This window comes from Bradyrhizobium sp. WD16, assembly GCF_024181725.1.
Classification (GTDB): Bacteria; Pseudomonadota; Alphaproteobacteria; order Rhizobiales; family Xanthobacteraceae; genus Bradyrhizobium_A.
Genome location: NZ_CP028908.1, coordinates 1,083,849 through 1,101,347, shown reverse-complemented (window position 1 = coordinate 1,101,347; position 17,499 = coordinate 1,083,849). Strand labels below are relative to the sequence as shown.

Genomic DNA, 17,499 nt, shown 5'->3' with positions numbered 1-17,499 from the left:
GCGGTCAGTCCTTGTCTTCTTCGACCGCGGGCGCGGCCAGCGAACGGACGAGGAGCACCGGAATGATCAGCGTGAAGACGATGACCTCCTTGTAGTTGCTGGCGTAGAACGACGAGAGCGCCTCGACGATGCCGACCACCACCGCGGCCGCTGCGGTCAGCGGATAGCTGGCGAGGCCGCCGATGATCGCCGCGACGAAGCCCTTGAGCCCGATCAGGAAGCCGCTGTCGTAATAGATCGTGGTCATCGGCACGATGAGGATGCCGGAGATCGCGCCGATCACGGCGGCGAGCAGGAAGGCAATCTGGCCCGACAATGTGGTGCGGATGCCGACGAGGCGGGCGCCCAGCCGGTTCACCGCGGTGGCGCGCAGCGCCTTGCCGTAGAGCGTGTGGCCGAAGAACAGCCACAGTCCGACGATGAGGGCGATGGCGATGCCATAGACCGCGAGGTTCTGCCCGGTGATGCGCAGCGGCCCGAGGGAGAAAGCCGCGTCGGAAATCGGCGGCGCGCGCAGCCCTTCGGCGCCGAAGAAGATCAGTCCGAGCCCCTGCATGGCGAGATGGACGCCGACCGAGGCGATCAGCAGCACCAGCACCGAGGCGTGGGCGATCGGCTGGAAAGCGATGCGGTAGAGATAGAGTCCGATCGGAGCGACGATCACCAGCGAAAGCAGGAAATTCAGCGGTACGCTGTTGACGCGGCCGGCGACCGCGAGCGCCACCGTGAGGATGACGGCGGGCAACAGCAGATTGAGCGCCGCCGAGCGCATCAGCCGACGCGCGGAGAAATGGCGGCGGGCGACGAAGACGTCCATGCAGAAGGCGACGACGCCGAGGGCGAGAGCCAGGCGCGCGGTACCGGGTGCCTTGCCGGCGGACAGCGCGGCATAGGTCAGGGCGCCGAAGGTGATGAATTCGCCCTGCGGGATCAGGATCACACGGGTGACGGCAAAGACCAGCACCAGCCCGAAACCGAGCAGGGCGTAGACTGCGCCGTTGGTGATGCCGTCCTGGGCGAGGAACAGCAGGATTGTGGTGTCCAAGATCGCGTTTCCCCTCCACGGCGCCAGACGGCCGGCCGATGCAGGCGGTTGAAATCCGCCGCGGCTATTTGATATGGTTCATAACAATTATCGACTATAATCTCAAGCCGCTTCCGCCGGCCACCTTAGGCGAGAGCGCTTTCTGGGTGAACGCCGGATCGCGGCGCTGCGCCACGGATGGATCGGGAGGGATCATGACCGGGTCGAGATCGGCGCGTGCCGCCAAATCTTTGGCAGCGCCGGCCAAAGAGGCGAACGAGCCGGCGCCGCTGCAATTCGGCGAACTCTCCGAGCTGATCGGCTACCGCTTCAAGCGGGCGCAGCTGCGGGTATTCGAGGATTTCATCCGCTGTGTCGCCTCGCTCCAGCTGACCCCGGCCCAGTTCTCCGTACTCGTCCTGCTCGAGCACAATCCCGGTCGAAACCAGACCGAGATCGCCTCGGCGCTCGGCATCCAGCGGCCGAATTTCGTCTCGATGCTCGATGCACTCGAGAGCCGCGATCTGTGCGAGCGGGTGCGGTCCAACCAGGATCGACGCTCCCACATGGTGATGCTGACCGACAAAGGTCGCGCCATTCTCGCCCGCGCCAAGCGCCTCGTTGCCACCAAGCACGAGGCCCGGCTCAAGGCGCTGCTCGGCGAGGCCGACTGCGCGGCGCTGCTGAAGATCCTCGACAAGCTGGCGGCATTTTAGCAGACGCCCGGCTGCTTCACGTCTGCAGTAAATGGCAGCAGAAAAAAGGCTCCCGCCGAAGCAGGAGCCTTGATCGCGATCGCGTCACCCGGACGACGCCGGAACCCGTCAGCGGCCGACTTCACCGCTGATCACCGGGCCGAAGCGATCCCACTTCTCGCCCTTGAACTGGATCATCTGCAACTGCTCGATCGGATAGAAGTCGGTCGCGCTGGTGTTGACCTTGACGCCCGGCAGCAGCGTGTCGAGCGACACATCTTTCAGGTTGGCCGCCTGCTTCATGACATTGGCGCGGGTCAGGTCGTCGCCGGCCTGCCTCAGCACCTGCTCGACCGTCTGGGCGATGCCATAGCCGTAGACCACCGAGGCGTCGATCCGGCTGGCATCCGGCGCGTATTTGGCGAGAAAGGCATAGAATTTCTTCATGCCCTCGTCGTTGTCCCACTGCGCGTCGGCGCCGTCCTTGGCGTAGGCCGCCGAGAGGAGCCCCTGGGAATTGTCGAATCCGGCAGGCTTGAGCACGCTGCCCACCGAGGCGCCGACATTGCTCTGGAAGTACATCGGCTTCCAGGCGACTTCGGCGACCTTCTTGATCGCCTGGGCGGCGAATTTCGGCGTGGTGATGCTGACGAAGGTGTCGGCGCCGGTCGCCTTCAGCTTGACGATGTGCGACTCGATGGTCGGCTCGGAGACCTCGTAGCTCTCTTCGGCGACGATCAGCGCGGCCTTGTCGCCGAGGCCGTCCTTGAAGCCCTTGAGCAGGTCCTTGCCGAAATCGTCGTTCTGGTAGAGCACCGCGATCTTGGCCTCCGGCTTGGCGCTCAGGAGATACTTGGCGTAGCTGCGGCCTTCGCTCTGGTACGGCGGCTGCCAGCCCATGGTCCAGGGAAAGCTCTTGTATTCGCCGAACTTGGTGGCGCCGGTGGCGACGAACAGCTGCGGCACCTTCTTGGCGTTCATGTACTTCTGGACGGCCGAGTTCGACGCCGTGCCGAGCGGGCTGAAGACGAACAGGACCTCGTCGCTCTCGACCAGCTTGCGCGCCTGCTCCACCGCCTTCGGCGGGCTGTAGCCGTCGTCATAGGTGACGAAGTTGATCTTGCGGCCGTTGATGCCGCCCTGCTCGTTGATCATGTTGAAATAGGCGGCTTCGACCTTGCCGATGACGCCATAGGCCGAGGCCGGGCCGCTGTAGGGCATGATGTTGCCGATCTTGATCTCGGTGTCGCTCGCCCCGGTGTCGTATTTCTTCTGGGCGAGGGCCGTGCCGCTCGTGACCAGCAGGGCCGAGAGAGCGGCCGCCAGGCCGAGCACTTTCGAAGTCGTCATGGTGAAGTGTCCCCTTCCTAGATCTTGAAAATTTTCTTGATGAGATTTTCGCCTGCGACGGCGACCTGCCTCGCGCCGTGCGGCACGACGAAGATGACGATGATCAACAGCACGCCGAACACCGCGCCGGACAGTCCCTTGGAGATGCCTTCGGCGATGTTCGGCACGAAGACGATGAAGGCGGAGCCGGCCAGTGATCCGGGCAGCCAGCCGACGCCGCCGACCACCATGCCGAGGAAGATCGCGATCGCGAGCTGGATGGTGTAGCCATCGGGCGCCACGAACTGCACGACGATGGCGCCGAGCGCGCCGGCGATGCCGGTGAAGGCGGCGCTGATGCCGAAGGCCAGCGTCTTGTAGAGCGCGAGATTGACGCCCAGCGCCGAGGCGGCGATCTGGTTGTCGCGGATCGCCATCATCGCCCGGCCGGTGCGCGAATTGAGCAGGTTGACCGAGGCGGCATAGATCAGCAGCGCGACCGCCAGCGTGAAATAATAGAGCCACATGTCCTGGGACATCGGCAGGCCGAAAGGCGCGTCCGGCTTGGTGACGACGAGGCCCTGCACGCCGCCGGTCCAGGGCTCGAAGATACCGAGCTTGACGAGCTGGGGCATGGCGGTGGCGAGCGCGAAGGTCGCGAGCGCGAGATAAACGCCCGACAGCCGCAGCGCCGGCAGTCCGAACAGAAAACCGAACACGAAGCAGGCGAGGCCGGCCACCGGCAGGGTCAGCACGTAATTGACCCCGTAGATCTCCATCAGGATCGCCGAGGTGTAGGCGCCGAACGCGTAGAACGCGCTCTGGCCGAGCGAGAACTGGCCGCTGCCGCCCGTGAGCAGGTTGAGCGCGACGATCGCCACCGCGTAAACCAGCAGCATCGTCATCTGGAAGATGATGAAATTCTTGACGAACAGCGGGGCGGCGAGCATCAGCGCCAGCATCACCAGAGAGGCGACGCGCCCCATCGTCATCGACTTCTTGCCCGGCACCTCGACGGCGGCCGGCGCGGAGACGGTTTCCTGAACGGTGCTCATGGTCACACTCGCTGGATGACACGGCGGCCGAACAGGCCGTTGGGCTTGACGACAAGGACGGTCACGATCAGCGCCAGCGCGATCGGCAGCTTGAGTTCGTTGCCGACACCGGGGATGTAGGTGCCGACCAGATTCTCGAAGATGCCGACGAGGAAGCCGCCGATCACCGCGCCGAACGGACTGGTGAGGCCGCCGAGCACGGCGGAAGCGAAGCCGTAGAGCAGCACGCCGCCCATCATGTTCGGCTCGAGGAAGACGATCGGCGCGATCAGCATGCCGGCGATGGCGCCGATTGCGCTGGCCATGCCCCAGCCCAGCGCGATCATCCAGCCGACATTGATGCCGACGAGGCGGGCCGATTCCGGCAGCGAGGCGGCTGCGCGCATGGCGAGGCCGATCCGGGTGTAGCGGAAGAACAGATAGAGCAGCACCAGCAGCACCACGGTGACGCCGATCATACCGGCCTGGTGGGTCGAGATCAGCTGGCTGCCGAGGAACGGCTTCGATCCGAACGGTGAGGGGAACTGCTTGATGGTGAAATCCCAGGTCAGGCCGGCGACGCTGTTGATGACGGCGAACAGCGCGATGAATCCGGCGACGTGGGTCAGGATCGGCGCATTGGCGAGCGGCTTGAATAGCGTTCGCTCGATGACGATGCCGCCGGCGAAGGAGATCACCAGGGTCAGCGCGAACGCCGCCCAGTATGGCACGCCCCACTGGATGAGCTGCCAGGCGACGAAGGTGGAGAACATCGCCATCTCGCCCTGCGCGAAATTGAGTTGGTCGATCGCCTGGTAGATCATCACCACCGCGAGTGCCATGCAGGCATAGATGGCGCCCGTGGCGATGCCGGCCAGGATCTGGTTGATCAGGAGTTCCATGGCCGTGCCCTCAATAGCCCAGATAGGATCTGCGGATGTCTTCGTTGTCGGCGACTTCGCGGGCGTCGCCCGCCATCACGATTCGTCCGGTCTCGATGACATAGGCCTGCTTGGCGATCTCGAGCGCGAGCTGCGCGTTCTGCTCGACCACCAGGATCGAGACCCTCTCCTCGCGGTTGACGCGGCCGAGGATGGCGAACAGGTCGCGCACCACCAGCGGCGCGAGGCCGAAAGATGGCTCGTCGAGCAGCATCAGCCGCGGCCGCAGCATCAGCGCCCGGGCGACCGCCAGCATCTGCTGCTCGCCGCCGGATAGCGTGCCGGCCTGCTGATTGGCGCGCTCCTTCAGCTTGGGAAAATGGCCGTACATGCGTTCGATATCGGCGGCGATGCCCTTGCGGTCGCCGCGGGTGATGGCGCCGAGCTGCAGGTTCTCCTCGACGGTCATGCTCGTGAAGGTGCCGCGGCCCTGCGGCACATGGGCGATGCCGAGCTTGACGATGTTCTCGGTGGATTTTCCGGCGAGCGGCTTGCCGTCGAAGCGGATCGCGCCGGTGGAGCGGATCATGTTGCAGATGGCGCGCAGCGTCGTCGTCTTGCCGGCGCCGTTGGCCCCGAGCAGGGTGGTGACGGTGCCTTCGTCGAGGCTGAACTGCAGCCCGTGCAGCGCCTGCACCTGGCCGTAATAGGCCCGCAGATTCTCGATCTCGAGCAGCGCCGTCATTGGTCCTTGCTCCCCAGATAGGCCTTGATCACGTCGGGGTCGGACTGCACGGCGGCGGGCGTTCCTTCCGCGAGCTTCTTGCCGAAATTGAGCGCGACGACATGGTCGGCGATGGACATCACGAGGCCCATGTGGTGTTCGACCAGGAGAACGCTGACGCCGCGCTCGTCGCGAATACGGCGGATCAGGTCGCCCAGCGCATGGACTTCCTCGTGATTGAGGCCGCCGGCCGGCTCGTCGAGCAGCAGGATCTTCGGCTCGGCGGCCAGCGCCCGGCCGAGCTCGACGCGCTTCTGCGTGCCGAAGGGCAGCCCCGCCACCTTGAGGTCGGCGACGTCGGTGAGGTCGAGATAGGCGGCGATGTCGCGGGCCCGGCGGTCGAGCGTCCGCTCCTCCCGGCGCACCCAGGGCAGCTTGAGCATGTCGCTGACGGCGTCGCTCTTCGTGCGCGAGTGGGCGCCGACGCGGATATTGTCCAGCACCGACATGTTGTGGAACAGCGCGACGTTCTGGAAGGTACGGCCGATGCCGATGTCGGCGATGCGATGCGGCTGCTGGCGCAGGATGGTGTGGCCGTCCATCAGGATATCGCCGCGGCTCGGCTGGTAAAGGCGGCTCAGGCAGTTGAACAGCGTCGTCTTGCCGGCGCCGTTCGGTCCGATCAGCCCGAGAATATGGCCATGGCGCATCTCGAACGACACGCCGTTGAGCGCGACGATGCCTCCGAACGTGACGCTGACGTCACGCACGGAGAGCAGGGGCGCGGAGCCCCGCGTCTCGACCTGCGTCATGTCCGGCTCGTACCCGCGCGCTCGCCGGCGCACCAAGCCGCGCTGGGGCTGCGACAGCCGCCGCTAGCCGGTTCCCTCGACCAAACGAGCAAGTTTTCCTCCTGATTTGTGTTTTTTGGTATTGTTGTTGTTTTGGTGATTGGATCGGCTGCTGTCTTGCGCGGCGACGCTGCCGACGCTCGGTCTGCCGGTCATGGCCTTTTCGATGTTATTTACCATCGCGACCAGTCGCGGGCCAATATCGTCGATCAGCAGCTTCTCGGAAAACTTGAACGCCGGCGCACCGCAGTTGAATGCGTAGGGCCCGGTTCCATCATTGAGCTGCAGCGCGACGCCTGCGGCGTGGATGTCGCTGTGCCATTCGCCCGCCGAAATCGCGAAGCCGTGCTGAGCGATCATCTCGCCGGCGCGCTCGATGCCCTCGCGCACCTTTGGCCAGCGGCTGCCGGAATTTTCGCGGATTTCCCTGAGCAGCGCGGTACGCTCGTCCTCCGGCAGCGCCCAGAGATAGGCACGGCCCATCGCGGTGGTGGCGATCGGAATCCGCGAGCCGACATCGAGCAGCACGCCGACCGTGAGGTCGCTGCGGCTCTGGCCGAAATAGATCATGCTGAGGCGATCACGTGCGCCGATCGCGACCGCGCCGCCGGTTTCCCGCATCAATTTGTCGCGGTAGGGATCGGACACGTGGCGGATGCCGAGATTGGCGAGCGCCGAATAGCCCAGCGCCATCGCCGCCGGCGCCAGCTGGTATTTTTCGAAGCGCGGAACAGGGGTCAGATAGCCGAGTTTGGTCAGGGTGTAGGTCAGCCGCGAGATCGTCGGCCTGGGCAGGCCGGTGCGGGCCGCCAGCTCCTGGTTGCCCAGCAGCCCGTCATTGGGACGGAAGGCCCGCAACACGTCGAGGCCTCGCGACAGCGCCACGACGAAGTTGCGATCGGTCGCTGTTTTCTTCGCTGGCTGCTTCATTCAAGATTGCCGTGGCGCTCCCTCGTTGACAACGGACGCTCTTCAAAATAACCCTCCCTGTCAAGGTGTGAAATTAAATTCCGCAGTGCGAAACATGCGGAATGATGGTGCACCAAGGGTCGGTCGCTGCAAATCGGCGACTCGAGCTCGGCGTCTGGGAGATGATCCGATCGGACGAGACGGTTGCAGCCCGAGGGACTGTCGCCGTCGCGTTCCGGCGAGCGGATTCAAGAACGGTCAAGGAGAGCAGCGTGAGTGAAGTGGTCAGGGTCGAGCGTCACGATGTCATCGCCATCGTCACCGTCGACAGCCCGCCGGTGAATGCGCTGAGCGCGGCGGTGCGTGGTGGCATCTATGACGCCGTCAGGGCCGCCGGCGCCGATCCGCAGGTGCAGGCCATCGTGCTGACCTGCGCCGGCCGTACCTTCATCGCCGGCGCCGACATCACCGAATTCGGCAAGCCGCCGAAGCAGCCCTTCCTCGGCGAGGTCATCGCCGCGATCGAGAATTGTCCCAAGCCGGTGATCGCGGCGATCCACGGCACGGCGCTCGGCGGCGGCCTCGAGGTCGCTCTCGGCTGCCATTTCCGCGTCGCCACCAAAGATGCCAGGCTCGGTCTGCCCGAGGTCAAGCTCGGGCTGATCCCCGGCGCCGGCGGCACCCAGCGGCTGCCGCGCGCCGTCGGCCCCGAACTCGGGGTCAAGATGGTGGTGACCGGCGATCCGATCGGCGCGGCGGAAGCCCTCAAGCATGGCCTGATCGAGGAGGTCATCGAAGGTCCGGCCTCCGGTGGCGAGGCCTTCGCCCGCAAGGTGCTGGCCGAGAAACGGCCCGTGCGCCGCCTGCGCGACGACGATTCCAAGATCGCTGCGGCGAGGGCCGACCGGTCGATCTTCACCAATGCCGCCGCTGCCGCCAACAAGCGCAACCGCGGCCTCGAGGCGCCACTGGCCTGCGCCGAGGCGGTGAGCTGGATCTTCGACGTGCCGTTCGACGAGGCCCTCAAGCGCGAGCGCGAGACTTTCCTGCGGCTGGTGGCCGGCGATCAGTCCAGGGCGCAGCGCCACGCCTTCTTCGCCGAGCGGGAGGCCGCCAAGATCGACGGCGTGCCGGAAGGCGCCAGGCCGCGCAAGGTCGAGCGCGTCGCCATCATCGGCGCCGGCACCATGGGCGGCGGCATCGCCATGTCGTTCGCCAATGCCGGCATTCCCGTCACGTTGATCGAGACCGGCGAGGAGCAGCTCAAGCGCGGCCTCGGCATCATGCAGAAGAACTACGAGGCCACCGCGGCGCGTGGCGGCATTCCGGCGGATGCCCCGGCCAAGCGTATGGCGCTGATCAACGGCGTCGTCGGCCTCGAACACGTCAAGGACGCCGACCTCGTCATCGAGGCGGTGTTCGAGACCATGGAGATCAAGAAGGAGGTCTTCACCAAGCTCGACCAATACGCCAAGCCGGGTGCGGTGCTGGCCAGCAATACGTCCTACCTCAACATCAACGACATCGCCGCCATCACCAGGCGTCCGCAGGACGTCCTCGGCATGCATTTCTTCAGCCCGGCCAATGTCATGAAGCTGTGCGAAATCGTGCGGGCGGCGAAGACCGCGCCGGACGTGCTGGTCACAGCGGTGGCGACGGCCAAGCGCATCGCCAAGGTGCCGGCGGTGGTCGGCGTGTGCGACGGCTTCGTCGGCAACCGCATGCTCGCGGCCCGCAGCAAGCAGGCCGAGAAGCTGCTGTTCGAAGGCGCGCTGCCGCAGCAGGTCGATGCCGTGGTCACCAAATTCGGCCTGCCGATGGGTCCCTTCGCCATGGGCGACCTCGCCGGCCTCGATATCGGCTGGCGCTCGCGCAAGGACCGCGGCATCAAGTCCGAGATCGCCGACGCGCTGTGCGAGGCCGGACGCTTCGGCCAGAAGACCGCCAAGGGCTATTACAAATACGAAGGCGGCTCGCGCGCCCCGCTGCCGGATCCCGAGGTCGAGAAGCTGATCGAGGAGACCTGCGCCCGCCTCGGCATCCAGCGCCGGGCGATCAGCGACGATGAGATCCTCGAGCGCATGGTCTATCCGATGATCAACGAGGGTGCCCGCATCCTTGCCGAGAAGATCGCGGCCCGGCCGGGCGACATCGACGTGATCTGGCTCTATGGCTACGGCTGGCCGGTCTATCGCGGCGGTCCGATGTATTACGCCGATCAGGTCGGGCTCAAGCACATCGCCGAGCGCCTTGCCTTCCACGCCAAACAGACCGGCGACGCCTCGCTCGAGCCGGCGCCGTTGCTCAAGGAGCTGGCGGAGAAGGGCGAGACCTTCGCCGGCTGGGCCAAGGCCGCGGCGCAGGCGGCCTGAACGCCATGGCCTACGCGGGCGAGAAGTATTACCCCGAAGGGGCGCGCTGGGACGCGCCGATCCCCTTCGGTACCCTGCCGGACCTCCTCGCGAGGTCGGCGGCCGATTTCGGCAGCCGCACCGCGATCGAGTTCCGCGACAAGCCGATCAGCTACGCCGAGCTCGGTGCGCGGGCGGGCGAGGCCGCCGCGGGCTTTCTCCGTGCCGGCTACGGCCGTGGTCACGCGATCGCGCTGTTTCTCGGCAATACGCCGGATCATCCGATCTGCTTTTTCGGCGGGCTCAAGGCCGGCGCCCGGATCGTCCATCTCAGCCCGCTCGACGGCGAACGGGCGCTGTCCCACAAGCTGAGCGACAGCGGCGCGCGAGTGCTCGTCACCAGCGATCTGCCGGCGCTGTTGCCGGTGGCGCTGAAATTCCTCGACAAGGGCCTTATCGACCGTCTGGTGATCTGCGAGGATGCGCGCTGGGGTGATGTCGGCAATCCGAAGGCGCCCAATTCCAAGGAGCCCAATTCCAAGGAGCCCTGGCCGGCAAGCGACAGGATCGTGACCTTTGCCGATTTCGTCCGGGGCGCGACGCCGCCAGCGCAATGGCCGCAGGTGTCGCCCGACGATATCGCCCTGCTGCAATATACCGGCGGCACCACCGGCCTGCCGAAGGGCGCGATGCTGAGCCACAGGAATCTCACCTCCGCGGTCGGCATCTACGACCTGTGGGGGGCGAAGCAGCGCGCCGAGCGCAACCGCGTCGAGCGCGTGATCTGCGTGCTGCCGCTGTTTCACATCTATGCGCTTACCGTCATCCTGCTGCGCAACCTCAAGAACGGCGAACTGATCTCGCTGCATCAGCGCTTCGACATCAATGCGGTGATGCGTGATATCGAGGAGAAGCACGCCACCGTCTTTCCCGGCGTGCCGACGATGTGGATCGCCATCGCCAACCTCCCGGATCTCGAGCAGCGCGACCTGTCGTCCCTGTCGCAGATCGGCTCGGGCGGCGCGCCGCTGCCGGTGGAAGTGGCCAAGGTGTTCGAGAGCAAGACGGGCATCAAGCTGCGCAGCGGCTGGGGGATGACCGAGACCTGCTCGCCCGGCACCGGCCATCCGCCGGAAGGGCCGGACAAGCCCGGCTCGATCGGCCTGATGCTGCCCGGCATCGAGCTCGATGTGGTGGCGCTGGACGAGCCGACGCGCGTGCTCGGTCCGGACGAGACCGGCGAGTTGCGCATCCGCGGTCCCAATGTCACCCGCGGCTATTGGAAGCGCGAGAAGGAAGCGGCCGAATCCTTCGTCGGCGATCGATTCCTGACCGGCGACATCGGCTACGTCGACCAGGACGGCTACTTCTACCTGGTCGACCGCAAGAAGGACATGATCATCTCGGGCGGCTTCAACGTCTATCCGCAGATGATCGAGCAGGCGATCTACGAGCACCCGGCGGTGCAGGAGGTCATCGTGCTCGGCGTGCCCGATCCCTATCGCGGCGAGGCGGCCAAGGCTTTCGTCACCTTGAAGGCTGGCGCCAAGCCCTTCACGCTCGACGAGCTGCGTGACTTCCTCACCGGCAAGATCGGCAAGCACGAACTGCCGGCGGTGCTGGAATTCCGCGACGAACTGCCACGCACCCCCGTCGGCAAGCTCTCCCGCAACGAACTCCGCACCCAGCAGCAGAAGCTGCCGGGCGGATCCACCCCTTCCGAAGCAACGAGGATTCCCTCATGACCGATGCTGTGATCGTCTCCACCGCCCGCACGCCGATCGGCAAGGCCTATCGCGGCGCGCTCAACAACACCGAGGGCGCGACGCTGTTCGGCCATGCGATCTCCCATGCGGTGGCGCGCGCCAAGCTCGATCCGGCCGAGATCGAGGACGTGGTGATGGGCGCCGCCCTTCAGCAGGGCTCAACCGGCGGCAACATCGCGCGCAAGGCGCTGCTGCGCGCCGGCCTGCCGGTCAGCGTCGCCGCGACCACCATCGATCGGCAATGCGCCTCGGGGCTGCAGGCCATGGCGCTGGCCGCCCGCTCGGTGCTGTTCGACGGCGTCGAGATCGCGGTCGGCGGCGGCGGCGAGTCGATCAGCCTGGTGCAGAACGACAAGATGAACACCTTCCATGCCGTCGACCCCGAGCTCGTCAAGCTCAAGGGCGACGTCTACATGCCGATGCTCGACACCGCCGAAGTGGTCGCCAAGCGCTACAACATCTCGCGCGAGCGGCAGGACGAGTACTCGCTGGAAAGCCAGCGCCGCACCGCCGCAGGCCAGCAGGCCGGCCGCTTCAGCGAGGAGATCGCGCCGATCACCACCACCATGGCGGTCGTCGACAAGGCCAGCGGCGCGGTGTCGTACAAGGAAGTGACGCTGTCCCAGGACGAAGGCCCGCGGCCCGAAACGACGGCGGAAGGTCTTGCCTCGCTCAAGGCGGTGCGTGGCGAGGGCTATTCCGTCACCGCGGGCAACGCCAGCCAGCTGTCCGACGGCGCCAGCGCCACGGTGATCATGAGCGACAAGCTCGCGGCCCAGAAGGGGCTCAAGCCGCTCGGCATCTTCCGCGGCTTCGTCGCCGCCGGCTGCGAGCCGGACGAGATGGGCATCGGCCCGGTCTATGCCATTCCGCGCCTGCTCAAGCGCCATGGCTTGAAGATCGACGACATCGGCATCTGGGAACTCAACGAGGCCTTCGCCGTCCAGGTGCTCTATTGCCGCGACAAGCTCGGCATCGACCCGGCCAGGCTCAATGTCGATGGCGGCGCGATCTCGGTCGGCCATCCCTACGGCATGTCGGGGGCCCGCCTCGCCGGCCACGTCCTGATCGAGGGGCGCCGCCGCAAGGTCAAGTATGGCGTCGTCACCATGTGCGTCGGCGGCGGCATGGGCGCGGCCGGCCTGTTCGAGATCATTCAGTAAGAAACACGCGCGCGGCGGTCGTGTCGCCGCCGCGCGCGCACCAACGCCTTCCGTGCCAAGGAGACTGACGATGGATCTCAGCTTCACCAAGGAAGAGCTGGCCTTCCGCGACGAGGTGCGCACCTTCTTCCGCGAGAGCCTGCCCCCCGCCACCCGACAGAAGATCGTCGAGGGCCGCCACAACACCAAGGAAGAGCTGGTCGAGTGGCAGCGCATCCTCAACAGGAAGGGCTGGGCGGTGCCGCACTGGCCCGAGCAGTATGGCGGCACCGGCTGGACGCCGGCGCAGCAATACATCTTTCTCGAGGAGCTGCAGGCCACTCCGGCGCCGCCGCCGCTGCCCTTCGGCGTCAACATGGTCGGACCGGTGATCTACACCTTCGGCAGCTCGGAGCAGAAGAAGCGCTATCTGCCACGCATCGCCAACCTCGACGACTGGTGGTGCCAGGGCTTCTCCGAACCTGGCGCCGGCTCCGATCTCGCCTCGCTGAAGACCTCAGCCAAGCGCAAGGGCGACGTCTATGTCGTCGACGGCCAGAAGACCTGGACGACGCTGGCGCAGTATGCCGACTGGATCTTCTGCCTGGTGCGCACCGATCCCGCGGCGAAAAAGCAGACCGGAATCTCCTTTCTGCTGATCGACATGAGGTCGCCCGGCATCACCGTTCGGCCGATCCAGACCATCGACGGCGGCCACGAGGTCAACGAGGTGTTCTTCGACGAGGTCGAGGTGCCGGTCGCCAACCTCGTCGGCGAAGAGAACAAGGGCTGGGACTACGCCAAGTTCCTGCTCGGCAACGAGCGCGTCAACATCGCCCGGGTCGGCATGTCCAAGGAGCGACTTCGCCGCATCAAGGAGTTCGCCTCCAAGGTGCAGGCCGGCGGCCGGCCGCTGCTCGAGGATCCGCGTTTCCGCGAGAAGCTCGCCGCCACCGAGATCGAACTCAAGGCGCTGGAAATCACCCAGATGCGGGTCGTCGCCGCCGAGGGCAAGCATGGCAAGGGCAAGCCGGATCCGGCATCCTCGATCCTCAAGATCAAGGGCTCCGAGATCCAGCAGACCATCACCGAGCTGATGCTCGAGGTGATCGGTCCCTTCGGCATGCCCTATGCGCCGGAGGATCACGGTCGCAACGACTTCGCCGATTGGACCACCCAGATCGCGCCCGGCTACTTCAACTACCGCAAGGTCTCGATCTACGGCGGCTCCAACGAAATCCAGCGGGGCATCATCGCCAAGGCCGTGCTCGGCCTCTGAGCGATTTCGCCCGCTTCAACGAGGATCAGATCAATGGACTTCGAATTGTCCGAGGAGCAGCGGCTCCTCAAGGAGAGCGTCGACGGCCTGCTCGGCGATTCCTATGACTTCGAGCAGCGCAAGAAATACGCCGCCGAAAAGGACGGCTGGAGCCGCGCCATGTGGGGCACGTTCGCCGAGCAGGGGCTGCTCGGTCTGCCCTTCAGCGAGGCCGACGGCGGTTTCGGCGCCGGCGGCGTCGAGACCATGATCGTCATGGAGGCGCTCGGCCGGGCCTTGGTGCTCGAGCCCTATCTCGCCACCGTGGTGCTGGGCGGCGGCTTCCTGCGCCGCGGCGGTTCGGCGGCGCAGAAAGCGGCGCATCTGCCGTCGCTGATCGGGGGCTCCAGGACCATGGCCTTCGCCCAGCTCGAGAAGAACTCGCGTTACGATCTCGGCGACGTCGCGACCACGGCCAAAAGGAGCGGATCGGGCTTCGTCATCGACGGCGAGAAATTCGTCGTGGTGCATGGCGACGCCGCCGATACGTTCGTGGTCACCGCCCGCACCAGGGGCGGCCAGCGCGACGCCGCTGGCGTCGGCGCCTTCCTGGTGCCGGCGAACGCCAAGGGCGTCACGGTCCGCGGTTATCCGACCCAGGACGGCCTGCGTGCAGCGGACGTCACCTTCACCGGTGTCGAGGTCGGTGCGGATTCGGCGCTCGGCGATCCCGAGAACGCCCTGCCGCTGATCGAGCGGGTGGTCGACGACGCCCGCATCGCGCTGTGCGCCGAGGCGGTCGGCGCGATGGACGAATCGCTCAAGACCACCGTCGAATATCTCAAGACCCGCAACCAGTTCGGCACCGCGATCGGCAATTTCCAGGCGCTGCAGCATCGCGGCTCCGACATGTTCGTGGCGGTGGAGCAGGCCCGCAGCATGTCCTACTTCGCCACCATGGCCGCCGATATCGACGATGCCAGGGAGCGGGCGACCGCCGTGGCCGCGGCGAAGGTGCAGATCGGCCGTTCGGCACGCTTCGTCGGCCAGCAGTCGATCCAGCTCCATGGCGGCGTCGGCATGACCATGGAGTTCAAGATCGGGCACTACTTCAAGCGCCTGACCATGATCGAAAGCCAGTTCGGCGACGCCGACTACCACCTGCGCCGCGTCAGCGACCAGGGCGGATTGCTGCGGGAGTAACGCCATGGCGACCACGCCCTTCGACCTCGCCGGCAAGGTCGCCATCGTCACCGGCTCGAGCCGCGGCATCGGCAGGGCGTCAGCCGAGCTGATGGCGAAGATGGGTGCGAAGGTCGTGGTTTCGAGCCGCAGGGCCGATGCCTGCCGGATCGTCGCCGACGGCATCGCGGCCGCCGGCGGCAATGCCCATGTCATCGCCTGCAACATCAGCCGCCGCGATGAGGTCGAGGCGCTGGTCGCAGGCACAATCGCGCATTATGGCCGGCTCGACGTGCTGGTCTGCAATGCCGCGGTCAATCCCTATTATGGGCCGCTGCTCGACATCAGCGACGAAGCCTTCGACAAGATCATGGGCGCCAATGTGAAGAGCAATCTCTGGCTCTGCAGCAAGGCGATCCCCGAAATGGTCAAGCGCGGCGGCGGCTCGGTGGTGATTGTCTCCTCCATCGGCGAGCCGCATGAGATTGCCGGTGCAGTGGTTTATCTTGCCTCCGACGCCTCGAGCTTCATGACCGGCCAGACCATCGTCATCGATGGCGGCGTCACCACCGCCGCGGTTTAGACAGTTGAGCGCACCAGCCACTGCCCGTCGTCTTTCTGAGGATTGACGGCGGCGGCGATTATCGCTTTCCTTGCGTTTGACCATCGATACGAAAGTCATCTGAGGAAGCGCCATGGCGTCCCATATCCTTGCCATCGATCAGGGCACGACGTCGTCGCGCGCCATCGTGTTCCGCGCCGACATCTCCATTGCCGCCCAGGCGCAGCAGGAGTTTCCGCAGCACTTCCCCGCTTCGGGCTGGGTCGAGCACGAGCCCGAGGACATCTGGCAGTCGACCCTCGCCACCTGCCGCGCGGCGCTGGCCAAGGCCGGGATGACGGCCGCCGACATTGCCGCCATCGGCATCACCAACCAGCGCGAGACCACGGTGGTCTGGGACCGCGCCACCGGCAAGGCGGTGCATCGCGCCATCGTCTGGCAGGACCGGCGCACCGCCGAGATCTGCGCCGGCCTCAAGGCCGAGGGTCATGAGCCGACCATCATGGCCAAGACCGGGCTGATCATCGATCCCTATTTCTCCGGCACCAAGGTCGCCTGGATCCTCGACCAGACGCCGGGCGCGCGTGCCCGCGCCGAGCGCGGCGAACTGCTGTTCGGCACCGTGGATTGCTACCTCCTGTGGCGGCTGACCGGCGGGCGTGTCCACGCCACCGACGCCACCAATGCCTCGCGCACGCTGCTGTTCAACATTCATGACGGCACCTGGGACGACGAGCTGCTACGATTGCTCCGCGTGCCGCGCTCGATGTTGCCGGAGGTCAAGGATTCCTCGGCGCATTTCGGCGACACGGTGCCGGACCTGTTTGGCGGCACCATCGCGGTCCGCGGCATCGCCGGCGACCAGCAGGCCGCCACCATCGGCCAGGCCTGTTTCACCCCGGGCATGATGAAGTCGACCTACGGCACCGGCTGCTTCGCCCTGCTCAACACCGGCACCACTCCGGTCGCGTCCAAGAACAAGCTCTTGACCACCGTCGCCTATCAGCTCGACGGCAAGCGCACCTACGCGCTGGAGGGCTCGATCTTCGTCGCCGGCTCGGCGGTGCAATGGCTGCGCGACGGGCTCGGCATCATCAAGCATGCCGCCGAGACCGGGCCGCTCGCGGACCAGTCGGATTCGATGCAGTCGGTCTATCTGGTGCCGGCCTTCGTCGGCATGGGCGCGCCCTACTGGAATCCGCGGGTGCGCGGCGCGCTGTTCGGGCTGACCCGCAACACCGGCCCGGCAGAGCTCGCCCATGCCGCGCTGGAGAGCGTCTGCTATCAGACCTACGACCTGTGGGCGGCGATGCGCGCCGACTGGCCGGATGCCAGCGCGGCGAGTCCGGTGCTGCGCGTCGACGGTGGCATGACCGCCTCCGACTGGACCATGCAGCGGCTCGCCGACCTGCTCGACGCGCCGGTCGACCGGCCGATGATCCAGGAGACGACGGCGCTCGGCGCCGCCTATCTCGCCGGGCTCGGCGCCGGGCTCTATCCCGAGCCGGCGCGTTTCGCCGACAACTGGCGGCTCGAGCACCGCTTCAGGCCGAACATGAGCGCGGCGACGCGGACGCGCAAGCTCAAGGGCTGGCGTCAGGCGGTCAAGGGCGTGCTGGCCAGCGATCCGGGGGAGGAATGACCGCTGCTGCGCTCCGCTGAGCTGATGCCGTGCTTGACGGCCGAAGGTCGGGCGCTTCACCCTGGAGGGGGTATAATGATATCAGAAAAGCGGGCCAGTTTTGACCAATGAGGCTCTCCGACAATATTCTGCTATTCCAAATTCTTACT

General features: G+C 66.2%; 15 protein-coding genes. 8 read left to right on the top strand and 7 right to left on the bottom strand.

Features of this window, described 5'->3' with window-relative positions; all coding sequences use genetic code 11:
- Nucleotides 1–4: 4 nt before the first annotated feature.
- The gene (locus DB459_RS05100) at nucleotides 5–1,045 is read right to left on the bottom strand and encodes a branched-chain amino acid ABC transporter permease (RefSeq protein ID WP_253711843.1); all 1,041 of its coding nucleotides are present in this window, start codon (nucleotides 1,043–1,045) and stop codon (nucleotides 5–7) included.
- A 194-nt stretch (nucleotides 1,046–1,239) separates the two neighbouring features.
- On the opposite strand from DB459_RS05100, the gene DB459_RS05095 reads away from it, so the two are divergent.
- Nucleotides 1,240–1,740, top strand: a complete 501-nt coding sequence (locus tag DB459_RS05095; protein WP_253711842.1) for a MarR family winged helix-turn-helix transcriptional regulator — start codon at nucleotides 1,240–1,242, stop codon at nucleotides 1,738–1,740.
- 108 nt (nucleotides 1,741–1,848) lie between these two features.
- Here the strand turns inward: DB459_RS05095 and DB459_RS05090 are convergent, their stop codons facing one another.
- The 6 genes from DB459_RS05090 to DB459_RS05065 form a co-directional block, all read right to left on the bottom strand.
- The gene (locus DB459_RS05090) at nucleotides 1,849–3,069 is read right to left on the bottom strand and encodes an ABC transporter substrate-binding protein (RefSeq protein ID WP_253711841.1); all 1,221 of its coding nucleotides are present in this window, start codon (nucleotides 3,067–3,069) and stop codon (nucleotides 1,849–1,851) included.
- A 17-nt stretch (nucleotides 3,070–3,086) separates the two neighbouring features.
- Nucleotides 3,087–4,103, bottom strand: a complete 1,017-nt coding sequence (locus tag DB459_RS05085; RefSeq protein WP_253711840.1) for a branched-chain amino acid ABC transporter permease — start codon at nucleotides 4,101–4,103, stop codon at nucleotides 3,087–3,089.
- A 2-nt stretch (nucleotides 4,104–4,105) separates the two neighbouring features.
- Complete coding sequence (locus DB459_RS05080) at nucleotides 4,106–4,984, bottom strand: branched-chain amino acid ABC transporter permease (protein ID WP_253711839.1); 879 nt, start codon at nucleotides 4,982–4,984, stop codon at nucleotides 4,106–4,108.
- Between the two features lie 10 nt (nucleotides 4,985–4,994).
- Complete coding sequence (locus tag DB459_RS05075) at nucleotides 4,995–5,708, bottom strand: ABC transporter ATP-binding protein (protein WP_253711838.1); 714 nt, start codon at nucleotides 5,706–5,708, stop codon at nucleotides 4,995–4,997.
- Complete coding sequence (locus tag DB459_RS05070; protein ID WP_253711837.1) at nucleotides 5,705–6,499, bottom strand: ABC transporter ATP-binding protein; 795 nt, start codon at nucleotides 6,497–6,499, stop codon at nucleotides 5,705–5,707. The genes DB459_RS05075 and DB459_RS05070 overlap by 4 nt, the downstream gene beginning before the upstream one ends.
- A 63-nt stretch (nucleotides 6,500–6,562) precedes the next feature.
- Nucleotides 6,563–7,468, bottom strand: a complete 906-nt coding sequence (locus DB459_RS05065) for an IclR family transcriptional regulator (protein ID WP_253711836.1) — start codon at nucleotides 7,466–7,468, stop codon at nucleotides 6,563–6,565.
- 251 nt (nucleotides 7,469–7,719) lie between these two features.
- Here DB459_RS05065 and DB459_RS05060 point away from each other — a divergent pair, with 251 nt between their 5' ends.
- The 7 genes from DB459_RS05060 (at nucleotide 7,720) to glpK (ending at nucleotide 17,350) form a co-directional block, all read left to right on the top strand.
- Nucleotides 7,720–9,819 (top strand): 3-hydroxyacyl-CoA dehydrogenase NAD-binding domain-containing protein, encoded by a 2,100-nt coding sequence (locus tag DB459_RS05060; RefSeq protein WP_253711835.1) that lies wholly within the window; start codon nucleotides 7,720–7,722, stop codon nucleotides 9,817–9,819.
- Between the two features lie 5 nt (nucleotides 9,820–9,824).
- Complete coding sequence (gene pimA / locus DB459_RS05055) at nucleotides 9,825–11,543, top strand: dicarboxylate--CoA ligase PimA (RefSeq protein WP_253711834.1); 1,719 nt, start codon at nucleotides 9,825–9,827, stop codon at nucleotides 11,541–11,543.
- Complete coding sequence (locus DB459_RS05050) at nucleotides 11,540–12,727, top strand: acetyl-CoA C-acyltransferase (protein WP_253711833.1); 1,188 nt, start codon at nucleotides 11,540–11,542, stop codon at nucleotides 12,725–12,727. Before pimA ends, DB459_RS05050 begins: the two co-directional genes overlap by 4 nt.
- 70 nt (nucleotides 12,728–12,797) lie before the next feature.
- The gene (pimC, locus tag DB459_RS05045; protein ID WP_253711832.1) at nucleotides 12,798–13,985 is read left to right on the top strand and encodes a pimeloyl-CoA dehydrogenase large subunit; all 1,188 of its coding nucleotides are present in this window, start codon (nucleotides 12,798–12,800) and stop codon (nucleotides 13,983–13,985) included.
- Nucleotides 13,986–14,018: 33 nt separating this feature from the next.
- Complete coding sequence (gene pimD, locus DB459_RS05040) at nucleotides 14,019–15,167, top strand: pimeloyl-CoA dehydrogenase small subunit (RefSeq protein WP_253711831.1); 1,149 nt, start codon at nucleotides 14,019–14,021, stop codon at nucleotides 15,165–15,167.
- 4 nt (nucleotides 15,168–15,171) lie between these two features.
- A complete protein-coding gene (locus DB459_RS05035) occupies nucleotides 15,172–15,729 on the top strand; it encodes an SDR family oxidoreductase (RefSeq protein WP_253711830.1) in 558 nt (185 codons plus the stop codon).
- Nucleotides 15,730–15,841: 112 nt separating this feature from the next.
- Complete coding sequence (gene glpK / locus DB459_RS05030; protein WP_253711829.1) at nucleotides 15,842–17,350, top strand: glycerol kinase GlpK; 1,509 nt, start codon at nucleotides 15,842–15,844, stop codon at nucleotides 17,348–17,350.
- The last annotated feature ends 149 nt before the right edge of the window (nucleotides 17,351–17,499 follow it).